Source organism: Microbacterium sp. LjRoot205, from assembly GCF_056175745.1.
The window spans coordinates 55415-78218 of sequence record NZ_JBGFFH010000005.1 but is presented as its reverse complement, the minus strand read 5'-3'; the positions used below and the strand labels follow the sequence as shown (position 1 = coordinate 78218).

The following is a 22804-nucleotide window of genomic DNA, read 5'->3' as shown; positions in this document are numbered from 1 at the left end:
CTTCTATGTATACACTGAGGGCATGAGCTCTGTCGCCGATCGCACTACCGCGAGCGACCGAGCCCACGCGGCACTGCTGGAGGAGATCCAGTCGGGCGCCCTCCCCGCCGGGTTCGTGCTGGGCGAGGTCGAGCAGGCCGCTCGCCTCGGCATCAGCCGCACGCCGATGCGCGAGGCCCTGCGACGCCTCGCGGCCGACGGCCTGGTCGTGCAGCAGTCGCCGCGTGTCACCGTGGTCGCAGACCTGGATGCCGACGAYATCCGCGCCCTCTTCGAGATCCGCCGCGCGCTCGAGGAGACCTCCGCCAGACTCGCCGCCCAGCGAGGGGATGCCTCGCTGTTCGCCGCGCTCGCCGACGAATTCGCGCACGTCGATCTCGCCGCCGTCGAAGGCCGCGACGCGTACTACGCCCTCATCGCCCGCTTCGATGCCGCTCTCGACCAGGCCGTCGACAACGACTACATCGCCTCGGCGCTGCGCACCGTGCGCACCCACCTCGTGCGGGTGCGGCGCATGGCCCGCGACAAGCCCGACCGCCTCGCGGCCTCCGCGGCCGAGCACCGCACGATCGCCGCAGCGCTCGGTGCGCGAGACGGCGACCTCGCAGCGCACGCCACTCACGTGCATCTGCACAACGCGCTCACCGGCATCCTCGACTCCCTGACAGCCAACCCAGAAGGTGTGAAATGACCGTCACCCACCACGTCCGCGTGCACCGCAGCGACGAGAACCTCGCTCGAGAAGACCAGCTCGCCTGGAAGATCGCCGAGGTCGCCGCCGACCCGGTCGAGGTCGAGCAGGACGTCGCCGACATGATCATCAACCGCATTATCGACAACGCGTCGGTGGCCGCGGCATCGCTCACCCGCGGCCCCATCAACGCGGCCCGCGCCCAGGCGTTCAGCCACCCCGTCTCGACCGGCGGCATCGGCGCCACGGTCTTCGGCGCGGCGCTCGACCACCGCACCAGCCCCGAGTGGGCGGCCTGGGCCAACGGCGTCGCCGTGCGCGAGCTCGACTACCACGACACGTTCCTCGCGGCCGAGTACTCGCACCCGGGCGACAACATCCCGCCGATCCTCGCCGTCGCCCAGCACGTGCAGGCCGACGGCCGCGCGCTGCTGCGCGGCATCGCGACCGGCTACGAGATCCAGATGGACCTCGTGCGCGCGATCTGCCTGCACAAGCACAAGATCGATCACGTCGCCCACCTCGGCCCGTCGGCCGCCGCCGGCATCGGCACCCTGCTCGGGCTCGACGTCGAGACGATCTACCAGGCCGTCGGTCAGGGCCTGCACACCACCACCGCCACGCGACAGAGCCGCAAGGGCGAGATCTCGACGTGGAAGGCGCACGCCCCGGCCTTCGCGGGCAAGCTCGCCGTCGAGGCGGTCGACCGGGCGATGCGGGGGCAGACCAGCCCCGCCCCGATCTACGAGGGTGAAGACGGCGTGATCGCCTGGATGCTCGACGGCAAGGATGCCGCCTACGAGGTGCCGTTGCCCGCCGCGGGCGAGGCGAAGCGCGCGATCCTCGACTCGTACACGAAGGAGCACTCGGCCGAGTACCAGGCGCAGGCGTGGATCGACCTCGCCCGCAAGCTCGGCACCGAGAACCCGGCACTGCGCGACCCCGCGAACATCGAGGCGATCGTGCTGCACACCAGCCACCACACGCACTACGTGATCGGCTCTGGCGCGAACGACCCGCAGAAGTACGACCCGACGGCCTCGCGCGAGACGCTCGACCACTCGATCCCGTACATCTTCGCTGTCGCCCTGCAGGACGGCGGTTGGCACCACGTCGACTCGTACAYGCCCGAGCGGGCCGGTCGCGAAGACACCGTCGCTCTGTGGCACAAGATCACCACAGCCGAGGATGCCGAGTGGACGCGCCGCTACCACTCCGAAGACCCCAATGTGAAGGCGTTCGGCGGTCGCGTGGAGTTCCGCTTGACCGACGGCACGACCGTGGTCGACGAGATCGCCGTCGCCGACGCGCATCCGCTCGGCGCGCGCCCGTTCGCCCGCGCCAACTACATCGCGAAGTTCCGACTGCTGGCCGAGCCCGTGCTCGAGCCGGCCGAGATCGAGCGGTTCCTCGAGCTGGTGCAGCGCCTGCCCGAACTCACGGCCGCCGAGGTCGGCGAACTGTCGATCATCGCCAAGCCCGGCCTGCTCGAAGGCGCCGACGCCCCGAAGGGCCTGTTCTGATGAATCTCACCGCGTTTCGTCTCGGTCCGCTTCGCGGGCCTCGCTCAACGACCGAGGGCATTGCGTTTCGTCTCGGTCCGCTTCGCGGGCCTCGCTCAACGACCGAGGGAGCGGGACCCCCGGTCGTTGAGCGAGCACGGCGAAGCCGAGCGAGACGAAACGCGGTATCGATGCGCGACACGCTTGAGGAGAACTGATGCTGTACTCGCACGTCACCCCGGCCGAGAAGCGCCGCCTGTTCCGCGAACGTCTCGCGAGCGGTGAGCTGCTGCGGTTCCCCGGTGCCTTCAACCCGCTGAGCGCCCGCCTGATCGAGCAGAAGGGATTCGACGGGGTCTACATCTCGGGCGCGGTGCTGTCCGCCGACCTCGGGGTTCCCGACATCGGCCTCACCACGCTGACCGAGGTCGCGGGGCGGGCGAAGCAGATCGCGCGCATGACCGATATCCCGGCGATCGTCGACGCCGACACCGGTTTCGGCGAGCCGATGAACGTCGCCCGTACGATCCAGGAGCTCGAGGATGCGGGCCTCGCCGGCACCCACATCGAAGACCAGATCAACCCGAAGCGCTGCGGACACCTCGACGGCAAGAGCGTGGTCGACGAGAGCACGGCGATCCGTCGCATCCGAGCGGCGGCCGACGCCCGTCGCGACCCGAACTTCCTGATCATGGCGCGGACCGACATCCGCGCCGTCGAGGGGCTCGATTCCGCGATCGACCGCGCCAAGGCGCTGGTGGATGCAGGGGCAGACGCCGTGTTCCCCGAGGCGATGCGGACGCTCTCCGAATTCGAGGCGATGGCGACCGCACTCGACGTGCCGATCCTGGCCAACATGACCGAGTTCGGCAAGAGCGACCTGTTCTCGGTCGACCAGCTGCGCGACGTCGGCGTCAACATGGTCATCTGGCCTGTGTCGCTGCTGCGCATCGCGATGGGCGCGGCGGGCCGTGCGCTCGATACGCTGAACGAGGAGGGGCACCTCACCTCGAAGCTCGGTGAGATGCAGCACCGTGCCGATCTCTACGACCTGATCGACTACGAGTCCTACAAGCAGTTCGACTCGGGCGTCGCAGGTTTCACCGTCACGAAGGAGTGAGCATGACCGAGCCGGACATCAAGAAGGGCCTCGCCGGGGTCGTCGTCGACACGACCGCGATCTCGAAGGTCAACCCCGAGACGAACAGCCTGCTCTACCGCGGCTACCCCGTGCAGGAGCTGGCGGCGACGCAGCCCTTCGAGGCGGTCGCGTACCTGCTCTGGCACGGAGAGCTGCCGGATGCCGCACAGCTGGCGGCGTTCCGCGCGACGGAGCGTGAGCACCGCGCGCTGGCAGACAACGTGAAGACGGCGATCGACCTGGTGCCCGTCGAGGCCCACCCGATGGACGAGGTGCGCACGGCGGTCAGCCTGATCGGCGCCTCTGACCCGAACGCGGGCGGATCGGTGCTGGATGCCGGCGGCAGCCCCGAGCAGAACCTCGAGCGCAGCATCCGTCTGTTCGCGGCGCTGCCGGCGATCGTCGCCTACGGTCAGCGTCGCCGCCGAGGGGAGCAGCTCATCGAGCCCCGCGACGACCTCGACTATTCGGCGAACTTCCTCTGGATGACGTTCGGTGAGGAGCCCGATCCGGTGGTCGTCGATGCGTTCAACCGCTCGATGATCCTGTATGCCGAGCACTCGTTCAACGCCTCGACGTTCACAGCCCGCGTGATCACATCGACCCTCAGTGACCTCTACTCGGCCGTGGTCGGAGCGATCGGCGCGCTCAAGGGCCCGCTGCACGGCGGTGCCAACGAGGCCGTGCTGCACATCTTCGACGAGATCGGCGAGGCATCGAACGTCGTGCCCTGGCTCGACAACGCCCTGGCCGAGAAGCGCAAGATCATGGGCTTCGGTCATCGCGTCTACAAGAGCGGCGACTCGCGCGTGCCCACCATGAAGGCCGCTCTCGACACTCTCGTCGAGCACTACGACCGCCCCGAGGTGGCCGAGCTGTACGACGCGCTCGAGTCGGAGTTCGTCGCGCGCAAGGGCATCTACCCGAACCTCGACTATCCGTCGGGCCCTGCCTACAACCTCATCGGCTTCGACACCCTCACGTTCACGCCGCTGTTCGTCGCGGCGCGCGTGACCGGGTGGACGGCGCACGTGATCGAGCAGGCCGGAGCGAACGCGCTGATCCGCCCGCTGTCGCTCTATGACGGCGTCGACGAGCGTCACATCGAGGACTGATCGGGGCACCGGCCCGGGTCAGCACACCCGGGTCGGGTGCTCGTCGGGTGCTCGTCGGGTGCTCGTCGGAGGCCGCGCTCGCCGCTGCGGTGGTGATCAGCTCGCGCGGGCGAGGTTTCCCAGCTCGGCGCCGGACGCATCCTTGATCACCAGGACGTCTCCGTCGATCTCGACCGCGCGGATGCCGCGCATCCAGTCGTCCACCCCGGGGCAGGCCTTGAGAGTCGATGCGAACCGGGCGAGGTCGACGCGCTCGCCGTTCACCGAGTAGGTCGTCGTGATGCCGTTGCATCCGTCGCTGCCGTGCACCGTGCCGTCGGCGGCGAACTCGAGGTGCGGCTGGCCCGAGGAATCCTCGCCCCACAGCCCGACGAGCTTCTCGATGACGGCGTCGTCGTCGCTGCTCGAGGTGGGTGCGCCACCCGGTGCCCCCGTCGCGCAGGCCGCGCCCATCAGCGCGAATGCTCCCAGAATCGCGAGGCCGACGAGGTTTCGTGCTCTGCGGTGGGTGCTCATGCTGGCCATGCTAACGGTGCCGCCTGCGAATGCGATCGCAGTCTCGATCCGGCCGGGGCCGATCGGTTCGCCGCTGTCGGACGACAACGCGCGTGCGCGCGTATCGCACAGAGGACGTCCAGGTCAAGGGGTGAAATTCCGGTAAACAATTTCCCCATTCTGTGGATTTACTGGGTACTCTTCTAGAGATCCCTGTTCGTCCCGACGAACAGGATCCTGCTTGTCGGGGGGCCAGCGTCGCAGTTCACGCCTCCACCGGGAGGCGAACGGTTCTGTGTGCATCGCACACTGCCGGATATGAAACTGACTGACGATCCGTGACCAGCAAGGACATACATCACATGAAGCACAGAGTGACAGGCCGACGCCCATTGGCGTTGACGGCCGCCACCACGCTCGCCCTCTCGGGCCTCTTCCTCGGAGCGCCTGCGGCGTTCGCTGAAGATGGCACCGAGCCGACGCCCGCTCCGACCACGGCGTCGGAGACGGCTGCACCGGTCGAGACCGAAGCACCCGCCGAGGGAGTCTCCGAGCAGCAGGCTGCCGACATCGCGAAGGCGAGTGCCGAAGCGGGAACAGAGCTGGTCGCACTCGGTGAGAGCGCCGATGGCGGCAACGTCGTCGTCGTGACCGCCGACAGCACGGCCAGCGACTCCGCGATCAAGGGCATTGCGGCAGACCGGGGCTTCCCCGACGCTGAGGTCGTCAAGGTCGACCGCACTCTGACGTCGTTCGCCGAAGGCGATGTCGTCGGCGGCCAGGGCTACCTGTCGGTCAGCCCTGACCTCGAGAGCTTCGTCGCCGGCGAGCCCGGAAGCGCGGCTTGGGCCTGCTCCGTGGGCTTCTCCGCGTTCACGCCCACGGGTGGTCCTGCTCTCCTCAGCGCCGGGCACTGCGCCTTCGGTGCGAGCGATGAGAAGCTCACCGACACGACGCTGACCGTTCCCGGAGAAGAGCCCGCAGTCGGCGGCGAAGGTGCCCTGCCCGACACGATCGACCTGCTCGGCACGTTCGGCTTCGCCCAGTTCGGCGGCGCGGACGGTGGCCTCGGTTCGAACGGCGAGAGCACCGCAACCGACATCTCGGTCATCGACCTCGACGAGGCCGCAGGCTGGAACCCGGTTCCCGCGGTCACCGACTGGACCACGGCCGGCGACTCGCTCAGCTCGCTCGCTGACAGCGTCATCGAGATCAAGTCCGTCGCCGCTCCGGCGCTCGGTGAGGTCTCGAAGAGCGGTCGCACGACCGGCTTCACCACCGGTGTGGTCGACGGAGACGACATCCTCGATGGCTGGGCGAGCATCGACGGACACTGGGTGCGCGGCTTCTCGAGCAACACGCTCGCAGGCCCCGGTGACTCGGGTGGCTCGGTCATCCAGGGCGATGCGGCCGTCGGCCTCATCAGCGGTGGGTCCGAAGCGACCGAGACCGAAGAGCAGTTCACCTGGGCGGCATCGCTCGTGACGGCTCTGCCCCGGACCGGTGGCTACGAGGTCGCACTCGACATCGACGCGCCGGTCATCACCAGCCCGACCGATGGCGCAGAGGTGCAGCCCGGAACGACCGTCACCGGAACCGCTCCCGGAGCGACCGAGGTCACGGTCAGCGGCTTCGGCGCAGACCAGACGGTCGCCGTCACGGACGGTGCCTTCTCGTTCGTCGGACCCGTCGAGCTCGGGGAACAGGCCATCACGGTCACCGCGCGCAACGGCTTCAGCGCCTCGGACAGCACGACGATCGACGTGACCGTCGTGCCGGCTCCGCTCGTCGCGCCTGTCATCACCTCGCCGGCTGACCGCACGACGGTCACCGAAACCGTCACCGCGATCAGCGGCACCGGCCTGCCGACCACCACCATCACGGTCACGGATGCCGAGACCGACGACGTGCTCGGCACGACCGAGGTCGCCGCAGACGGTTCCTGGACCGTCGACGGACTCTCCTTCGAGTACGGCGAGCACAGCGTCGTCGTGACGCAGACCCGCACGATCGACGGCGAAGAAGAGGTCTCGCCTGAGGCCACCTCGACGTTCGCCGTCCGCCCCGTCTCGCCGGCCGTGACCTCGGTCGCGAACGGCGCGGAGTTCGCCCACAACGACGGTCCTTCCGGACTCGCCGGCTCGGGCATCGACGGCGCGACCGTCACGGTGAAGCTCAACGGCGCTGAGCCGACGTCGGCGAACACGGCTGCTCTCGCGGGCGCCTTCGCCGCCGCGAGCGGCACCTTCACGGCCACGGTCGAGGACGGCGCATGGAGCGTCGACTTCGGTGCGGCTCTCGAGTCGGGCACGTACACGGTGTCGGCCACGCAGGCCATCGACGGCGTCTCGTCGGCTCCGACCGACCTGGCGTTCGCTGTCCTCGCGGCCCCGGTCGCCGGTGGTGGCGGAGCAGCTCCCGGTGACGGTGGCGCAGCGGCACCCGGTGACGGCGGACTCGCCGTGACCGGTGCCGACCTGCTCGTCCCGCTCTCCGCCGCAGCGATCGCGCTCGCGCTGCTGTCGGGTGGACTGCTGCTGGTCTTCCGTCGTCGCCAGCTCATCGAGAGCTGACACACTGATCACCTCCTGAGGGTGTGACCGGCTTCGGCCGTGAACCCCTCGCCGAGAAGCCCGGTATCGAAAGATGCCGGGCTTCTTCGCATATCCGGGACGCCGCCGTCTCCACAGCGCGGCCGTCTGCGGGGTGCCGCGTGCGCCGACGAGCGGATGCCGTGAGCACAGCGGAAGGCCCGGCATCGGACTGCGATGCCGGGCCTTCTGCGGTCGAGGCGAGCCTCAGGCGAGTTCGATCACCGACCACGACAGTGGCGGGAGCGTCGCGCGCACGGCGCCGTCGACGACCTCTGCGGCTGCGAGCGGCACCATGTGCACGGCATCCTGCGTGGTCTCGAGGTTCGAGGTGTGGCGGTCGCCGCCCTCGGGGATCGTCAGCGTCTCGGCGTTCACGACACGGAGCGCCGTGAGACCGCGCAGCTCGACCGTCAGGTCGCTCTCCTCGTCGAGCGAGCGGTTCGCGACGAAGACGACGACGCGTCCGGTCTCCTCATCCCACGTCGCCGCCGCATCGACCGCGTCGACGCCGCCGTAGCGCTTCGTCTCGATCTGCGGTGCCGACACCGCGAGGCGCAGGATGCGACCCTTCGCGAGGCGAGCCATGCGCTCGAACGGCCAGAAGCTCGTCTGACGCCAGGCCGGACCGTTCTCCTCCGAGCGGATCGGCGCGATCACGTTGACGAGCTGCGCCTGGTTGGCGATCTTCACGCGGTCGCCGTGGCGCAGCAGGCTGTTGAGCAGCGTGCCCACGACGACGGCATCCGTCACGTTGTACGTGTCCTCGATCAGACGCGGGTGCTCCCGCCAGCCCGACTTCGCGACCTCGCCGGCCTCGACGTCGTTGTACTTCACCTGGTCCCACACGTTCCACTCGTCGAACGAGATGTCGACCTGCTTGGTGTGCTTGCCCGCGGCCTTCACGGCGTCGATCGTCGCGATGACGCCGTCGATGAACGCATCCATATCGACCGACTCGGCGAGGAACGACTCGGCGTCGCCGTCGTGCTCCTGGTAGTAGGCATGCATCGAGACGAAGTCGACCTCGTCGTAGGCGTGCGTGAGCACCGTGTGCTCCCACGTGCCGAACGTCGGCATCGACCGCGCAGACGAGCCGACCGCGACGAGCTCGATCGTCGGGTCGACCAGCTTCATGGCCTTGGCCGACTCCTGCGCGATGCGGCCGTACTCGGTCGCGGTCTTGCCGCCGATCTGCCACGGTCCGTCGAGCTCGTTGCCCAGGCACCACAGCTTGATGTCGAACGGCTTCTCAGCGCCGTTCTTGCGACGCAGGTCCGACCAGTAGGTGCCGCTCGGGTGGTTCGCGTACTCGACGAGCGACCGGGCCTCTTCGACGCCGCGGGTGCCGAGGTTGATGGCCTCCATGACCTCGACGTCGGCCTCCTTCGCCCAGTCCATGAACTCGTGCAGCCCGAACGCATTGGTCTCGATGGTGTGCCATGCGCCGTCGATGCGCACGGGGCGGTCTTCGACCGGGCCCACGCCGTCTTCCCAGCGGTAGCCGGAGACGAAGTTGCCCCCGGGGTAGCGGACGACGGTCGGACCCATCTCCTTCACCAGGGCGAGCACGTCCTGACGGAAGCCGCGCTCGTCTGCCTGCGGGTGCCCCGGCTCGTAGATGCCGGTGTACACGCAGCGCCCCATGTGCTCGACGAACGACCCGAAGAGCCTTCGGGGGACGTCGGCGATGGTGAAGTCGCGATCGATGGTGATGCGGGCCTGAGACATTGCTCTCCTTGTGAGTGGGCCGGGGTGGGGCGTTTCGTCCCGTCGCTGAGCTCCTCGCTGAACGACCGACGATGAGGATCGGTGGGGACTACTGACCGCCGAAGCCGCTGGTCGCGACTCCCTTGACGATCTGCTTCTGGAAGATGATGAACACGATGATCAGCGGCAGCGCGGCGAGCACGGCCTGCGCCATGACCTGCGCGTACTGCACGCCGTAGGCGCTGATGACCGTCTGCAGGCCGACCGGCAGCGTCATCAAAGTGGTGTCGTTGATGACGAGGAACGGCCAGAGGAAGTTGTTCCACGCGCCGATGAAGACGAAGATCGCGACGGATGCCAGGATCGGCCGCGAGAGCGGCAGCACGATCGACCAGAAGATGCGCAGGCGGCTGGCGCCGTCGACGCGGGCCGCGTCTTCGAGCTCGATCGGGATCGCATCGAAGAAGCGCTTGAGGATGAACACCATCGCCGGGGCGACGACCTGCGGCAGGATCAGGCCCCAGTAGGTGTCGATCATGTTGAACGCGAGCATCTCGTAGAACAGCGGGATGATCAGCACCTGCGGCGGCACGACGATGGAGGCGATGATGACGACGAACAGCCACTTGCGGCCCGTGAAGTCGAGCCGTGAGAACGCGTAGGCGGCGAGTGCCGAGATCGTCAGGGTGATCAGGGTCACTGCGACCGACGTCCACAGGCTGTTGAACGCCCAGGTGTAGACGTTGCCCTGCGACAGGATCGCCGCGAAGGCCTCGACGGTCGGGCCCGAGGCGCCGATCCACGACGGGTCGCCGCTGGCGGCATCCGTCTCGGTCTTGAAGGCGGTCGCGACCGCCCAGAGGAACGGCAGCAGCCAGCCGATCGCGAGGATGATCAGGACGACGAGGGCGCTGATGCGCAGCGCACCGAACGGCTTCTGACCTGGCAGGTGCGAGCGGCGGGCTCGCGCCGGCTTGGCGGTGGTGATGGTCTCGGTGAGTGTGGCGGTGGACATCACAGCTGCGACTCCTTCCGGCGGCGCATGATCAGAGCCTGCGCGACGCCGATGATGACGATGAGAGCGAAGAACACGTAGGAGATCGCGGCCGAGTAGCCGAATCGGTAGCTGACGAAGCCGGCTTCGTAGATGTACTGCACGATCGAGCGGGTGGTGTCGCTCGCGACGCCGCCGAGCATCTGGTACGCCTGATCGAACAGCTTCAGCGATGCCAGGATCTGCAGGATCAGGATCAGCACGGTCGCCGGTCCCAGCTGGGGGAGCGTGATCGACCAGAACTGTCGCCACGGGCCCGCGCCGTCGAGCGATGCGGCCTCGTACTGCTGCGGCGGGATGTTCTGCATCGCGGCGAGATAGAGAAGGAAGTTGAATCCGACCGTCCACCAGATGGTGGCGATGACGATCGACAGCATGTTGGTGTCGGGGTTCTGCAGCCAGGCCAGCGGCTCGAGGCCGAAGAACTCGAGGATGTTGTTCGCCGCGCCGATCTGCGGGTTGAAGATCCAGACCCAGATCTGCGAGATCACGGTCGAGGCGAGCAGATAGGGCATGAAGAACGACAGCCGCCACAGCCACTGGCCGGGAAGGCCGCGATCGACGAGAGCGGCCATGAGCAGCGCGATCACGACGAGCGGCACGGTCGACAGCAGCGTGAACCACACCGTGTTGCCCATCGACTGCCACATCTTGGGGTCGGCGAGCGCCTCGGCGTAGTTCGCAAAGCCGATGAAGGATCCGCCTGCCCCGGTGAGCGACTGATCGGTGAAGCTGAGGATGATGCCGTGCACGATCGGCCACGCGAGGAACAGCACGAACGCGAGGAGGAAGGGCGCGAGGAACGCCCAGCTGATGAGCTGCTCGCGGTTGCGGGAGGAGCCGGCGCGTCGAGCGGGCAGGGCCGACTTCGAGCCGGTGACGATCGTGCGCGTGGAGTCCGTCGCGGTGGTCATGATGCGAACGTCCCCTCGGGGTCGGCCGGGTTGGGCTGTCGGAGGAGTGTGTTCACCCGGGCCTCGAACCGGTCGATGGCCGCCGCGGGGTCGTCGCCCGAGAGCAGCACCCCCTGCACGGCGGCGCCGAACTCGCCCTGGAAGCTCGACCCCGAGCCGGTGAACCACGCGGTGGGGTCGTAGACGACGTGCTGCGCGGCCTCGGCGTAGTTGGCCTGGGGAATGAGGTCGGCGTACTCGGGCGATTCGGTGACCGGGAGGAAAGCAGGGATGTGCCCTGCCTCGGCCCACCCGAACGAGCCCTTCAGCATGTCGGCGACGAACCGGTAGGTCAGGTCGCGCTTCGCGGGATCGGCGTTGGTCTGATGCGGCAGCACGAACGAGTGCGAGTCGGCGTAGACCGCCGGCGTGCCGAACAGCGTGGGGATCATGGTGGCATCCAGGGGCAGTTCGGCCGCCTGCATCGTGCGCAGCTCCCACACGCCGGTGAACAGCATCCCGCTCTTGCCGGTGGCGAACTCGGCCACCGCGCTGCCGTAGTCGGCCTGCGCGAGGGCGATCTCGCCGTCGAGCAGGGTGCGCATGAGGGTCAGAGACGCGACAGCGGCGTCCTTGTCGATCACGGCCTTGCCGCCGGCCGGCAGTTCCATCGCACTGCCGTGCTGCGAATAGAACGTGTAGAAGAGACGCCACATCTGGGCGCCGTCGCCGAGGTAGCCGTACGAGAGCGCGTGCCCCTCGGCCTGGCCCCCGATGGCGCGCAGCTGATCGAGGAACTCCTCAGGAGAGGAGGTCTCCTGCAGTCGGCCGTCGCTGTCGAGCACACCGGCCGCGTCGCAGATGTCGGTGTTGAACATCGCGACGAACGGATGCGCGTCGAGTGCGACGCTGTACATGTTCTCGCCGACGAAGCCCTTCTCCCAGATCGGCTTCGGGAACGTCGAGGCGTCGACTCCGAGGTCTGCGAGCCGGTCGAGGTCCCAGGTGTCGAGCAGGCCACCCGGTGCCCAGCCGACCGTGCGCGTCGCGTGCATGATTGCGACGTCGGGGGCCCGGCCGCCGGCACCCGCCATGGCGAGCTTCGTGTAGTACGGGGTGCCCCATGCGAGCACGGTGGGGCGGATGCGGTAGTCGCTCTGCGCCGCATTGGCGGCGTCGAGCAGCTGCGACATGGTCACGCCGTCGCCTCCGGAGAGCAGATGCCAGAACTGCAGGGTCGTGGCGTTCGAACCGGGGACGGCGCCAGGGGCGCAGCCGGCGAGCAGCGCCGCGGCGGCCGTGACGGAGGCGGCAGTCAGGAACTGCCGCCGAGACAGATCGAGCGGGGGCGTCATCGTCACTCCTTCGTGACAGCGGGCGGGGTCGGGTCTCATCATTACATCGATGTAATCGGCGGCGCAAGAGTGAAGTCCGCAACCCGCGTGAGCGCGGGGCCGACGGGCGGAGAACGCTGCGCGGGTGTGTGTCAGGGGCGGTGGCCGCGCGGGCGGCCCCGTGTGCTGTCACGCTCGAGCAGGTGATGCGACAGGGTGAGCGCCCGCGGCGGGGCGGAGCGGTCGTCCATGCGCGATTCGAGCAGGGTGAGCGCCGCATCGGCGAAGGCGCGGCGGTCGAAGGCGAGCGTCGTGAGCGACGGAGACGTATAGCGCGAGAACTCGACGTCGTCGAAGCCCGTCACGATCACGTCCTCCGGCACGTTCACACCGTGGTCGTGCAGTGCGTGGAGCGCGCCGAGCGCGAGCGAGTCGGTGAAGGCGATGATCGCGTCGAACGCCACTCCCCGTCGGAACAGCGTCTGCACGCCATCCGCCCCGCCGGTCATCGACCACGGCATCGGATTGATCTCCAAGGCGGTGTCACGGGGGATGCCGGCCTCCCGAAGCGCGTCGTGCACTCCCTCGAGTCGCAGACGGCCCGTCGCGGTCGCGACCGACGGATCGTCGTCGGCGCCGATCACGGCGATGCGCGTCGCTCCGCGAGACAGCACGTGCCTGGTCACATCGGCCGCGGCTCGGCGGCTGTCGATGCGCACATGGTCGGCCCTGTTCTGCTCCACCTCGCCGAGCACGACGAGAGGGGGCAGCCGGTCGGCGTACTTCAGCACGCTGTCCTCGAGGCGGATGGGGTTCAGGATCAGTCCGTCGACCAGGTGCGCGCGAGCCCGGGAGACGAGCTCCCTCTCACGTTCGGGGTCGGTCGCGGTCTCCTCGATCTGCACGGCGAGGCCGCGATCATGCGCGGCGTCGACGATGCGGTGCATGAGCTCGGCCGAGAACGCGGTCGCGAGGTCGGGCAGGGCGACGGCGATGATGCCCGAGCGGCCCTTGCGGAGTCCTCGGGCGTTGAGGTTCGGCACGAAGTCGAGCTGCGTCATCGCGGCCTCGACCCTGAGCTTGGTCTCCTCGCGCACGGCGACGGTGCCGGTGACGACGTTCGAGACCGTCTTGGGTGAGACGCCCGCGAGTGCGGCGACGTCCTTCATCGTCGCGCGCGGCGGCGGCATCGCTGTCATCCGGTCAGCCTATCCACCGGCTCGCCCGCGAGCCCGCCGCGCCGCGGAATGTCCGCACTCGCTGACTACTATGGCCCGATGACCATCGAACGCAACTGGGCAGGCAACCTCACCTACCGTGCATCCGCCGTCGAGCACCCCGGCTCGATCGACGAGCTGCGGCATCTGCTCGCCCGGGGCGGAGCCGTGCGCATCCTCGGATCGAGGCACTGCTTCAACGACATCGCCGACACCGACGGCCTGCTCATCGCCCTCGATCGGCTGCCCGTCGTGTTCGAGGTGAACGATGCGCGTGACGCGGTGCGCGTCTCCGGCGGGCTGCGCTACGGCGACCTCGCTCCGCTGCTCGACGCCGAGGGACTCGCGCTCGCCAACCTCGCCTCGCTGCCCCACATCTCGATCGCCGGCGCAGTCGCGACCGGCACGCATGGCTCGGGCGACGCCATCGGCTCGCTGGCCTCGGCGGTGCGCGCGCTGACGATCATCACCCCGGCGGGGGAGACGCGCACCCTCGCCCGCGGTGACGACGACTTCGACGGCGCGGTCGTCAGCCTCGGTGCGCTGGGTGCGGTCGTCGACGTCACGCTCGATGTCGAGCCCACCTACGAGGTGGCGCAGCACGTGTTCGAGCATCCGTCGTGGGATGCGATCCTCGCCGACTTCGACGAGGTGACAGGCATCGGCACGAGCGTCAGCATCTTCTCGCGCTGGGAGCACACCGACTTCGCCGACCAGATCTGGGTCAAGCAGCGCCAGCCCGAGGCCCGGGAGCTCGCCCGTGACGACCTCTTCGCCCGATTGGGGGCGGAGCCGGCGACCGCCAAGCGGCATCCGATCATCGGCGTCGATCCTGTCGCCTGCACCGAGCAGCTCGGCGAGTCGGGACCGTGGTTCGAGCGCCTCGCGCACTTCAAGCTCGAGTTCACGCCGTCGGCCGGCGCCGAGATCCAGAGCGAGTACCTCGTGCCCCGCGCCGACGCCGTCGCCGCGATCCAGGCGGTGCGCACGCTCGCCGGTCAGATCGCGCCGCTGCTGCTCGTGAACGAGATCCGCACGGTCGCCCCCGACTATCTGTGGCTGAGCTCGTCGCAGGGCACGGATGCCGTCGGCATCCACTTCACCTGGAAGCCCGACGAGGCGGCCGTGCGCGCGTTCCTGCCCACCCTCGAAGCGGCACTGCCCGAGACCGCCCGCCCGCACTGGGGCAAGGTCTTCACTCTCGATGCCGCAGAGGTGCGCTCGCGCTATGCGCGGTGGGATGACTTCGCCGCCCTCGCGCAGCGCTTCGACCCCGAGCGTCGTCTCGTGAACCCGTACCTCGAGCGCCTGGGGCTGTAGCGGGATCCATTGCACCACCCCGGTTGTTCTCGGTAACATTCTCCGAGGCTCGGCCGACGGAGGTGTGCATGGCGAACGTCGGCTCAGACAAGCCCAACATCCGTCAGGTCGCGACCATCGCGGGCGTCTCGCACATGACGGTGTCGCGTGTTCTCAACGATCACCCGAACATCAAGCCCGACACGAAGCGCCGCGTCCTCGAGGCGATCGAGGAGCTCGACTACCGCCCGAATCTCGTCGCCAGGGCGCTCGCCACCCAGCGCACCCGGCGCATCGGCGTGATCGTCGAGAGCGCGGTCGCGCATGGCCCGACCAGCATCCTGCGGGCCGTCGAGCTGTCGGCGCGCGCCACGGGGTACTCGGTCACACCGATCGCGCTGCACGCGGGTGATGCGCTGTCTCCCCAGGAAGCGGTCGACCACCTCGTGACGCAGGGGGTCGATGCGCTGTGCGTGATCGCGCCACGTTCGTCATCGGTGGCCGCTCTGCGGCGCATCGCCATCACCGTTCCCATGCTCGTGGTCAAGGCAGACGCCGATCCGACCTTTCTCACGGTCTCGATCGACCAGCACGCCGGCACGACGTCGGTGGTCGATCACCTCGTCGCGCTCGGACACCGAGACATCCTGCACCTCTCCGGCCCGCTGGACTGGCTCGATGCGAGAGCGAGAGAGCGCGCCTTTCACACGAGGGCCAAGTCGTGGGGCATCCGTGAACGGCCCATCGTCGTCGGAGACTGGTCGGCCGACTTCGCCTACGACTTCGCGAAGGGTCTCACCCGGCTGCCGGATTACACGGCGATCTTCGCCGCCAACGACGACATGGCGATCGGCCTGATCCACGGGCTGCACGACAGGGGCTTCGAGGTGCCGCGAGACCTCAGCGTGGTCGGGTTCGACGACATCCCGCTCGCTCGGCATTTCATCCCTCCGCTCACGACGGTGCGCCAGGATTTCGGCGCACTGGGCGTCGCGGTGGTCGAGATGCTGCGCGCGGCCATCGAGGGTCGTGACATCCCCGCGCTCACCCGGATCCCGACCGAGCTCGTCGCCCGCGGATCGTCGGCCGCGCCCAGGGAGGTGCGGTGACCCCCGACCGTGGTCCCGAGCCGGTGGTGCGGCTCGAGGGCATCACGGTCGAGTTCCCGGGCGTGCGCGCGCTCGACGCCGTGGACTTCCGTCTGCTCCCCGGTGAGGTGCATGCCGTGATGGGCGAGAACGCCGCGGGCAAGTCGACGCTCGTCGCGGTGATCACCGGCACGCTCTCTCCCGACGAGGGCGCGGTGGTCGTCGACGGCGAGCCGCGTCGCTTCTCGGGAGTCGCCGACAGTCGAGCGGCCGGCATCGCCACGGTGTTCCAGGAGGCGCAGCTGAGCCCCAATCTCAGCGTGGCCGAGAACGTGATGCTCGGGCGGGAGCGCCGGGGCCGATTCGGAATCGACTGGCGCAGGACCAGGGCGGATGCCGCCGAGGCGCTGGCCAGGCTGGGACTCGACGACCTCGACCCGAAGACGCCGCTGTCGATGCTGACACCGGCGCAGAAGCAGCTGGTCGCTCTCGCTCGTGCGGTCGTCGACGACCCGAGGGTGCTCATCCTCGACGAACCCACCTCGAGCCTCGACGTCGCCGAGGTCGCCACTCTGATGCGGGTCATCCGGGGTCTGCGGCAACGCGGCGTCGCGATCCTGTTCATCTCGCACTTCCTCGAGCAGGCGTTCGCGATCAGCGACCGCATGACGGTGCTGCGCGGCGGGCGACGGGCGGGCGAATACGCGACGCGCGACCTCGACCGAGCCGACCTGATCTCGAAGATGCTCGGCAAGGACATCGACAGCCTGAGGGCCCTCGGCTCGGAGCGCAAGGCTCATCACTACGCGTACGACGGGGAGCCGGCCATGCAGGCGTCCGGTGTGGGTCGACGCGGCGAGCTGGAGCGCATGGACGTCGAGATCCAGAGGGGTGAGATCGTGGGGCTCGCGGGCCTCCGGGGGTCGGGGCGCACCGAGCTCGCGTCGTTGCTCAGCGGATCGGTGCGCACCGACAGCGGAGAGCTCTGGGTCGACGGTGAACGTGTGCAGCTGCGCAGCCCCTCGGCAGCGCTGCGGCACCGCATCGCGCTGTCGGCCGAGAACCGGGGTACACAGGGCATCATCGGCGAGCTCACGGCCCGCGAGAACATCATCCTCTCGCTGCAGGCGCTGCGCGGATGGACTCGTCCTCTCTCGCACGCCGAGTCGAGGGGTCTCGTGGAGACGTACGTCGAGGCGCTGCATCTCGACCCTGCGGACCTCGACCGCCCGGTCGGTCTCCTGTCGGGGGGAACGCAGCAGAAGGTGCTCCTCGCTCGAGCGCTGGCGGTGCGCCCTCACGTGCTGATCCTCGACGAGCCCACTCGGGGGATCGACATCGCGGCCAAGGTCGAGGTGCAGCGCCGCATCAGCCAGCTGGCCGGAGACGGCGTGGCCGTCGTGTTCATCTCGTCAGAGCTCGAAGAGGTCGTGCGGCTGAGCGATCGCATCGTCGTGCTGAAGGACCGCGAGAAGATCGGCGAGCTCAGCAACGGTCCGGGTGTGACCGTCGACACGGTGGTCGAGATGATCGCCGCCGAGCTGAGTCACAGCGCTGAACTGTGATCGGTAACAACATCCACCGACCGTGATCGGTCCGATTTGGTAACGAAGTCTTGTGTTTCAGAAATTGTTCCCGGTAACATCACGGCAGGACACGCGAAGCAGCTGTCCTGCAATCACGTCAGGACCATGACTGGTCCGCCACCGCCGGAGTGACCGCCGGCATCTCAAAGAGGAGAAGAAATGTCCGCGAAGAAGCGCATCCGCGTCGCGTTCGGCCTGGCAGCAGTCGGCGCACTCACCATCGGCCTTGCGGCCTGCTCGTCCGGCGACTCGGGCGGCGACGGCGGAGGCGGCTCAGAGGAGATCACCACCGTCGGCTTCGTGGCTGTCGGCCCCGAGGGCGCATGGCGCGAGGCGAACGAGCAGAACATCCAGGACACCTTCACGGAGGACGCCGGATACGAGCTCAAGTACGCCCCCGCCACGAACCTCGACCAGAAGTCGCAGATCGACGCCTTCACGTCGTTCGTCGACGAGGGCGTCGACGTCATCCTGCTGTCGGCCACCGAGGCCTCCGGCTGGGAGGACTCGCTCAAGCGTGCGCAGGAGGCGGAGATCCCCGTGATCCTGCTCGACCGCGGCATCGAACCGGACGACGACAGCCTCTACGTCACGCGCATCGCCCCCGACAACGTCGAGGTCGCCAAGGAGGTCGGCACCTGGGCTGCGGCCACGTTCCCCGACGGCGGCAACTACGTCGTGCTCGAGGGCCCGGCCGGTGTCGGCGTCGTGAACGAGCGCAACACGGGCTTCGACGAGGGCCTGGGCGACTCGTCGCTCACGAAGCTCGACGCGCAGACCGCGAACTGGTCGGCGGAAGAGGGCAAGAGCGTCTTCGAGACGATGCTGAAGTCCTCGAACAACGACATCCAGCTCGTGTTCGCACAGAACGACGAGATGGGCCTCGGTGCCGCGCAGGCCGCCGAGGAGGCGGGCCTCGTCGTCGGTGAGGACGTCAAGATCGCCACGATCGACGGCACCAAGAACGCCATGCAGGCGCTGGCCGACGGTCAGCTCAGCTACGTGCACGAATACAACCCGCTCTTCGGTGAGACCGCGCTCGAGGTCGTCGAGAAGGCTCTCGCCGGCGAAGAGGTCGAGTCGTACATCGTCGTCCCCAGCGAGGCGTTCGACTCCGCCGAGGCGGCCCAGGCCGTGCTCGCCGACCGCAAGTACTGACCGAGCACCGAACCCGACGCCGGAGCGATCCGGCAGCGAACCCGGGTGGGGCAGGAGCACTGCTCCACCCGGGTTCTGCGGACGGAGAGACAGCGATGAACGAAGCACTGCCCATCGTCGAGATGCGGGGGATCTCCATCGAGTTCCCGGGCGTGAAAGCCCTCGACGGGGTCGATTTCCGGCTGTTCCAGGGCGAGGTCCACGCGCTCATGGGAGAGAACGGCGCCGGAAAGTCGACCCTGATCAAAGCACTGACCGGTGTTTACCAGATCGACTCGGGGTCGATCGTCGTCGCGGGTCAGGAGCGCAGCTTCGGCGGTGCGGACGACGCGCAGGATGCCGGGATCTCGACGGTCTACCAGGAGGTCAATCTCGCCCCGAACCTCTCGATCGGCGAGAACGTGATGCTCGGACACGAGCTGCGTGGAGTGTTCGGCATCAACTGGACGGCCACCCACCGCGCCGCGACCGACGCTCTCTCCCGACTCGGGCTGGGGCACCTCGACACGCGCCGACCGCTCTCGACTCTCTCGATCGCGCTGCAGCAGCTCGTCGCCATCAGCCGCGCGATGGCGATCAGGGCCAAGGTGCTCATCCTCGATGAGCCGACCTCCAGCCTCGACGCCGCCGAGGTCGACGGCCTCTTCACCGTGATCAGGGCGCTGCGCGACCAGGGCGTCGCGATCCTCTTCGTCTCGCACTTCCTCGATCAGGTCTACGCGATCAGCGACCGCCTGACGGTGCTGCGCAACGGACTGTACGAGGGCGAGTACCTCACCCGAGACCTCGACCGCCATGCCCTCATCTCGAAGATGATCGGCAAAGACCTCGACGCGCTCACGTCACTCGGGGGCAACCGCCGCCGTACACCGCGCGACGCGGACGAGAAGCCGCTGCTCGCGGCATCCGGAATCGCACGACGAGGCGCGGTCGAGGCGACCGACCTCGACATCCGCCCCGGCGAAGTGATCGGCTTCGCCGGTCTGCTGGGCTCCGGACGCACCGAGCTCGCGCGACTGCTCTACGGGGCCGACCGCACCGACGAGGGCACGATCGAGCTGCACGGTCACCGGGTCGACCTCAAGTCGCCGGCCGACGCGCTGCCTCGCCGCATCGCCTTCTCGACCGAGAACCGTCGCGACGAGGGCATCATCGGAGACCTGACCGTGCGCGAGAACATCGTCCTCGCGGTGCAGGCCGAGCGCGGGTGGGCGCGGCCGATGAGCCGCAAGGAGCAGGATGCGATCGTCGACCGCTACATCGAGCAGTTCAACGTCCGCCCGGCCGACCCCGACCGGATGATCAAGAACCTCTCCGGTGGCAACCAGCAGAAGGTGCTGCTCGGGCGCTGGCTCGCCACGCAGCCCGAGCTGCTGATCCTCGATGAGCCGACCCGCGGCATCGACGTGGGCGCCAAGGCCGAGATCCAGGAGGCGGTGGCCGAGCTCGCCGAAGACGGCGTCGCCGTGGTGTTCATCTCGTCCGAACTCGAAGAGGTCGTGCGTCTCTCCGAACGGATCGTCGTGCTGAAGGACCACCGCAAGATCGGCGAGATCCAGAACGGCCCCGACGTCACCGCGCAGGTGATCGTCGATGTGATCGCCGCTCATGGAGTGGAGGCCGCGGCCGAGACGCTCGACGACACAGACGGCGCCGTGCCCGATAGCATCGCCCCCACGACCGACAAGGAGGCAGCGCGATGACCGCGTCAGCCGGCACCACCATCTGGCGGGATCTGATCCACAAGCCGTTCTTCTGGGGCATCGTCGCGATCCTCGCACTGCTCGCCCTGAACGTGATCAAGGACCCGACCTACCTCGCGCTCTCGATCAACCCCAACAACGGCAACCTGGTGGGCAACCTGATCGACATCCTGCGCCAGGCGGCGCCGATCATGATGATCGCGATCGGGATGTCGCTCGTGATCGCCACCGGCGGCATCGACCTCTCGGTCGGCTCGCTCATGGCCGTCGCCGGGGCCGTCTCGATGGAGTTCCTCAGCGCCGCCGGCGACTCCTTCGGTGCGGCGCTCGCCGCGGTCGGGCTCGCGCTGGTGATCACCGGCATCCTCGGGGCGGTCAACGGTCTGCTCGTCGCCTATGTCGGGCTGCAGCCGTTCATCGCGACCCTCGTGCTCATGCTCGCAGGCCGAGGCATCGCCAAGGTGATCACGGGCGGGCAGAACACCACGGCGTCGAACGACGCGTTCCGGTGGATCGCCAACGGCTTCGTGATCGGCATCCCCGTGGTGTTCATCCTCGCCGTGCTCATCGTGATCGCCGTCGGCTGGGTCGTCAGGCGCAGTGCGCTGGGTCTCATGATCGAGGCGATCGGCATCAACCCCCGCGCCAGCCGCATGGCGGGCATCAAGCCGAAGGGCCTGCTGCTCACGGCGTACATCATGAGCGGCATCCTCGCGGGGATCGCGGGGATCATGTCGGTCGGCAGCGTCATGACCGTCGACATCTCGCGCACCGGGTATCAGCTCGAGCTCGACGCGATCCTCGCTGTCGTCATCGGCGGCGCGTCGCTGGCCGGCGGCAAGTTCTCGCTCAGCGGCGCGTTCGTGGGAGCGCTGCTCATCGCCACGCTCGACAAGACCGTGCTGTACCTCGGGGTCTCGTCGTCGGCGACGCCGGCGTTCAAGGCCATCGTGATCGTCGTGCTGTGCCTGCTGCAGTCGCAGCGGGTGCGCAGCTGGTTCCGCTCGCGCCGCAAGACCCGACCGGTCGAACAGGTCCTCGCCAAGGAAGAGGTGTCCGCATGAGTGTCGTGACCGCCACCCCGGCTCCGCAGGCGACCGAGACCATCGTCGAGCGCGTACGCCGCATGATCACGGCGAACCCGTCGGTGCTGCCGACGATCGCCTCGGTCGCGATCTTCGTCGGCATGGTGATCTTCGGCGAGGTGGCCTACGGCCGCATCCTGCAGTTCAACACGCTGTCGAACCTGCTGATCAACAACGCGCACCTCATCGTGCTGGCCGTCGCGCTGACCTTCGTGATCCTCACCGGCGGAATCGACCTGTCTGTCGGCTCGATCATCGCGGTCTCCTCGGTCGCGGGAGTCATGCTCTCGAACGCCGGATGGAACGCGTTCGCCGTGATCATCGCGATGATCGGCATCGGCGTGCTCTTCGGCATCGTCTCGGGCGTGCTGATCAGGTATTTCAACGTGCAGCCGTTCATCGCGACGCTGGCGATGATGTTCCTCGGTCGCGGCCTCGCGTCGCTGCTCAGCACCAAGCCCGAGCGACTCGGCGAGGAATCGCCGATCCGCTGGATCGGCACGCAGCTGAAGATCATCGACGGCCCGAAGGTCAACGACCTCGTGATCACCCCCGCGGTGCTCGTCGCGGTGATCGTCGTGGCCGCCGCGTTCTTCGTGCTGCACCGCACTCGCACGGGGCGCACGGTCTACGCGATCGGCGGGTCGGAGAGCTCGGCGCTGCTGATGGGGCTTCCCGTGCAGCGCACCAAGGTGCTGGTCTACGTGATCAGCGGCGGGCTGGCCGGTCTCGCGGCGGTGCTGTACACCGCCCGACTCGGAACCGCGCAGAACATCACCGGCATCGGATGGGAACTCGACGCGATCGCCGCAGCGGTCATCGGCGGCACCGTGCTGACCGGCGCGTACGGCTATGTGCTCGGGTCGGTCGTCGGAGCGCTGGTGCTGGGGCTCATGAACGTGCTGATCACACGCGACGGCGGGATCCCTCCCGAGATGACCACGATCATCACCGGCGGCATCCTGCTCGTGTTCGTGCTGCTGCAGCGGGCGGTCACTCGAAAACGGGAGTAGCTCGATTCGCATCATCTGAACGGCCCCATCTCGCATAGAGGTGGGGCCATTCGCGTGCCGGGGAGGGTCTGCAACCTCGCCTTGCGTATCGGAATACAACACATGGGAAGCACTAATAGCCTCATATGA

18 protein-coding genes are annotated in these 22804 nt (G+C 68.3%); 12 read left to right on the top strand and 6 right to left on the bottom strand.

From position 1 onward, the window contains the following. Positions 1-22: 22 nt before the first annotated feature. The 4 genes from AC04ME_RS11780 to AC04ME_RS11765 all read left to right on the top strand — a co-directional run bounded on the left by AC04ME_RS11780 (position 23) and on the right by AC04ME_RS11765 (position 4449). The gene (locus AC04ME_RS11780) at positions 23-691 is read left to right on the top strand and encodes a GntR family transcriptional regulator (RefSeq protein ID WP_079113639.1); all 669 of its coding nucleotides are present in this window, start codon (positions 23-25) and stop codon (positions 689-691) included. Next, positions 688-2214, top strand: coding sequence for an MmgE/PrpD family protein (locus AC04ME_RS11775; RefSeq protein WP_475435116.1), 1527 nt, complete (start codon positions 688-690; stop codon positions 2212-2214). The genes AC04ME_RS11780 and AC04ME_RS11775 overlap by 4 nt, the downstream gene beginning before the upstream one ends. A 196-nt stretch (positions 2215-2410) precedes the next feature. Beyond that, on the top strand, positions 2411-3313 hold the full coding sequence (gene prpB / locus AC04ME_RS11770) for a methylisocitrate lyase (RefSeq protein WP_475435114.1): 903 nt from the start codon (positions 2411-2413) through the stop codon (positions 3311-3313). Positions 3314-3315: 2 nt separating this feature from the next. Continuing rightward, positions 3316-4449, top strand: coding sequence for a bifunctional 2-methylcitrate synthase/citrate synthase (locus AC04ME_RS11765; RefSeq protein ID WP_475435113.1), 1134 nt, complete (start codon positions 3316-3318; stop codon positions 4447-4449). A 96-nt stretch (positions 4450-4545) separates the two neighbouring features. Here the strand turns inward: AC04ME_RS11765 and AC04ME_RS11760 are convergent, their stop codons facing one another. After that, on the bottom strand, positions 4546-4965 hold the full coding sequence (locus tag AC04ME_RS11760; RefSeq protein WP_197066070.1) for an META domain-containing protein: 420 nt from the start codon (positions 4963-4965) through the stop codon (positions 4546-4548). Positions 4966-5306: 341 nt separating this feature from the next. On the opposite strand from AC04ME_RS11760, the gene AC04ME_RS11755 reads away from it, so the two are divergent. Further along, positions 5307-7517 (top strand): S1 family peptidase, encoded by a 2211-nt coding sequence (locus AC04ME_RS11755; RefSeq protein ID WP_475435111.1) that lies wholly within the window; start codon positions 5307-5309, stop codon positions 7515-7517. Between the two features lie 225 nt (positions 7518-7742). Here the strand turns inward: AC04ME_RS11755 and arfA are convergent, their stop codons facing one another. The 5 genes from arfA to AC04ME_RS11730 form a co-directional block, all read right to left on the bottom strand. Then, the gene (arfA, locus tag AC04ME_RS11750) at positions 7743-9266 is read right to left on the bottom strand and encodes an arabinosylfuranosidase ArfA (protein ID WP_475435110.1); all 1524 of its coding nucleotides are present in this window, start codon (positions 9264-9266) and stop codon (positions 7743-7745) included. 88 nt (positions 9267-9354) lie between these two features. Further along, the gene (locus tag AC04ME_RS11745) at positions 9355-10260 is read right to left on the bottom strand and encodes a carbohydrate ABC transporter permease (protein ID WP_042541398.1); all 906 of its coding nucleotides are present in this window, start codon (positions 10258-10260) and stop codon (positions 9355-9357) included. Further along, positions 10260-11213, bottom strand: coding sequence for a carbohydrate ABC transporter permease (locus AC04ME_RS11740; RefSeq protein ID WP_042541399.1), 954 nt, complete (start codon positions 11211-11213; stop codon positions 10260-10262). Before AC04ME_RS11740 ends, AC04ME_RS11745 begins: the two co-directional genes overlap by 1 nt. Next, positions 11210-12547 carry an extracellular solute-binding protein gene (locus AC04ME_RS11735; RefSeq protein WP_042541400.1) on the bottom strand — a complete coding sequence of 446 codons (1338 nt, stop codon included), beginning with the start codon at positions 12545-12547 and terminating at the stop codon, positions 11210-11212. The genes AC04ME_RS11740 and AC04ME_RS11735 overlap by 4 nt, the downstream gene beginning before the upstream one ends. 131 nt (positions 12548-12678) lie before the next feature. Next, positions 12679-13725 carry a LacI family DNA-binding transcriptional regulator gene (locus tag AC04ME_RS11730; protein WP_042541401.1) on the bottom strand — a complete coding sequence of 349 codons (1047 nt, stop codon included), beginning with the start codon at positions 13723-13725 and terminating at the stop codon, positions 12679-12681. Positions 13726-13803: 78 nt separating this feature from the next. Here AC04ME_RS11730 and AC04ME_RS11725 point away from each other — a divergent pair, with 78 nt between their 5' ends. From AC04ME_RS11725 to AC04ME_RS11695, 7 genes are all read left to right on the top strand, one after another. Next, positions 13804-15063, top strand: a complete 1260-nt coding sequence (locus AC04ME_RS11725; RefSeq protein WP_475435107.1) for a D-arabinono-1,4-lactone oxidase — start codon at positions 13804-13806, stop codon at positions 15061-15063. Between the two features lie 68 nt (positions 15064-15131). Continuing rightward, on the top strand, positions 15132-16151 hold the full coding sequence (locus tag AC04ME_RS11720; RefSeq protein WP_475435106.1) for a LacI family DNA-binding transcriptional regulator: 1020 nt from the start codon (positions 15132-15134) through the stop codon (positions 16149-16151). Next, complete coding sequence (locus tag AC04ME_RS11715; RefSeq protein ID WP_475435104.1) at positions 16148-17695, top strand: sugar ABC transporter ATP-binding protein; 1548 nt, start codon at positions 16148-16150, stop codon at positions 17693-17695. The genes AC04ME_RS11720 and AC04ME_RS11715 overlap by 4 nt, the downstream gene beginning before the upstream one ends. 180 nt (positions 17696-17875) lie before the next feature. Next, complete coding sequence (locus tag AC04ME_RS11710; RefSeq protein ID WP_042541404.1) at positions 17876-18874, top strand: substrate-binding domain-containing protein; 999 nt, start codon at positions 17876-17878, stop codon at positions 18872-18874. A gap of 95 nt (positions 18875-18969) precedes the next feature. Continuing rightward, positions 18970-20577 carry a sugar ABC transporter ATP-binding protein gene (locus AC04ME_RS11705; RefSeq protein WP_475435102.1) on the top strand — a complete coding sequence of 536 codons (1608 nt, stop codon included), beginning with the start codon at positions 18970-18972 and terminating at the stop codon, positions 20575-20577. Continuing rightward, positions 20574-21641 (top strand): ABC transporter permease, encoded by a 1068-nt coding sequence (locus AC04ME_RS11700; RefSeq protein WP_042541406.1) that lies wholly within the window; start codon positions 20574-20576, stop codon positions 21639-21641. Before AC04ME_RS11705 ends, AC04ME_RS11700 begins: the two co-directional genes overlap by 4 nt. Continuing rightward, a complete protein-coding gene (locus AC04ME_RS11695) occupies positions 21638-22675 on the top strand; it encodes an ABC transporter permease (RefSeq protein WP_052492985.1) in 1038 nt (345 codons plus the stop codon). Before AC04ME_RS11700 ends, AC04ME_RS11695 begins: the two co-directional genes overlap by 4 nt. Positions 22676-22804 lie beyond the last annotated feature (129 nt).

Coding starts and splice junctions, on each gene's coding strand:
- prpB (WP_475435114.1), top strand. CDS start 2,411: ATGCTGTACTCGCACGTCACCCCGGCCGAGAAGCGCCGCCTGTTCCGC.
- AC04ME_RS11740 (WP_042541399.1), bottom strand. CDS start 11,213: ATGACCACCGCGACGGACTCCACGCGCACGATCGTCACCGGCTCGAAG.
- AC04ME_RS11695 (WP_052492985.1), top strand. CDS start 21,638: ATGAGTGTCGTGACCGCCACCCCGGCTCCGCAGGCGACCGAGACCATC.
- arfA (WP_475435110.1), bottom strand. CDS start 9,266: ATGTCTCAGGCCCGCATCACCATCGATCGCGACTTCACCATCGCCGAC.
- AC04ME_RS11735 (WP_042541400.1), bottom strand. CDS start 12,547: ATGACGCCCCCGCTCGATCTGTCTCGGCGGCAGTTCCTGACTGCCGCC.
- AC04ME_RS11710 (WP_042541404.1), top strand. CDS start 17,876: ATGTCCGCGAAGAAGCGCATCCGCGTCGCGTTCGGCCTGGCAGCAGTC.
- AC04ME_RS11765 (WP_475435113.1), top strand. CDS start 3,316: ATGACCGAGCCGGACATCAAGAAGGGCCTCGCCGGGGTCGTCGTCGAC.
- AC04ME_RS11700 (WP_042541406.1), top strand. CDS start 20,574: ATGACCGCGTCAGCCGGCACCACCATCTGGCGGGATCTGATCCACAAG.
- AC04ME_RS11745 (WP_042541398.1), bottom strand. CDS start 10,260: ATGTCCACCGCCACACTCACCGAGACCATCACCACCGCCAAGCCGGCG.
- AC04ME_RS11720 (WP_475435106.1), top strand. CDS start 15,132: ATGGCGAACGTCGGCTCAGACAAGCCCAACATCCGTCAGGTCGCGACC.
- AC04ME_RS11755 (WP_475435111.1), top strand. CDS start 5,307: ATGAAGCACAGAGTGACAGGCCGACGCCCATTGGCGTTGACGGCCGCC.
- AC04ME_RS11725 (WP_475435107.1), top strand. CDS start 13,804: ATGACCATCGAACGCAACTGGGCAGGCAACCTCACCTACCGTGCATCC.
- AC04ME_RS11705 (WP_475435102.1), top strand. CDS start 18,970: ATGAACGAAGCACTGCCCATCGTCGAGATGCGGGGGATCTCCATCGAG.
- AC04ME_RS11730 (WP_042541401.1), bottom strand. CDS start 13,725: ATGACAGCGATGCCGCCGCCGCGCGCGACGATGAAGGACGTCGCCGCA.
- AC04ME_RS11760 (WP_197066070.1), bottom strand. CDS start 4,965: ATGAGCACCCACCGCAGAGCACGAAACCTCGTCGGCCTCGCGATTCTG.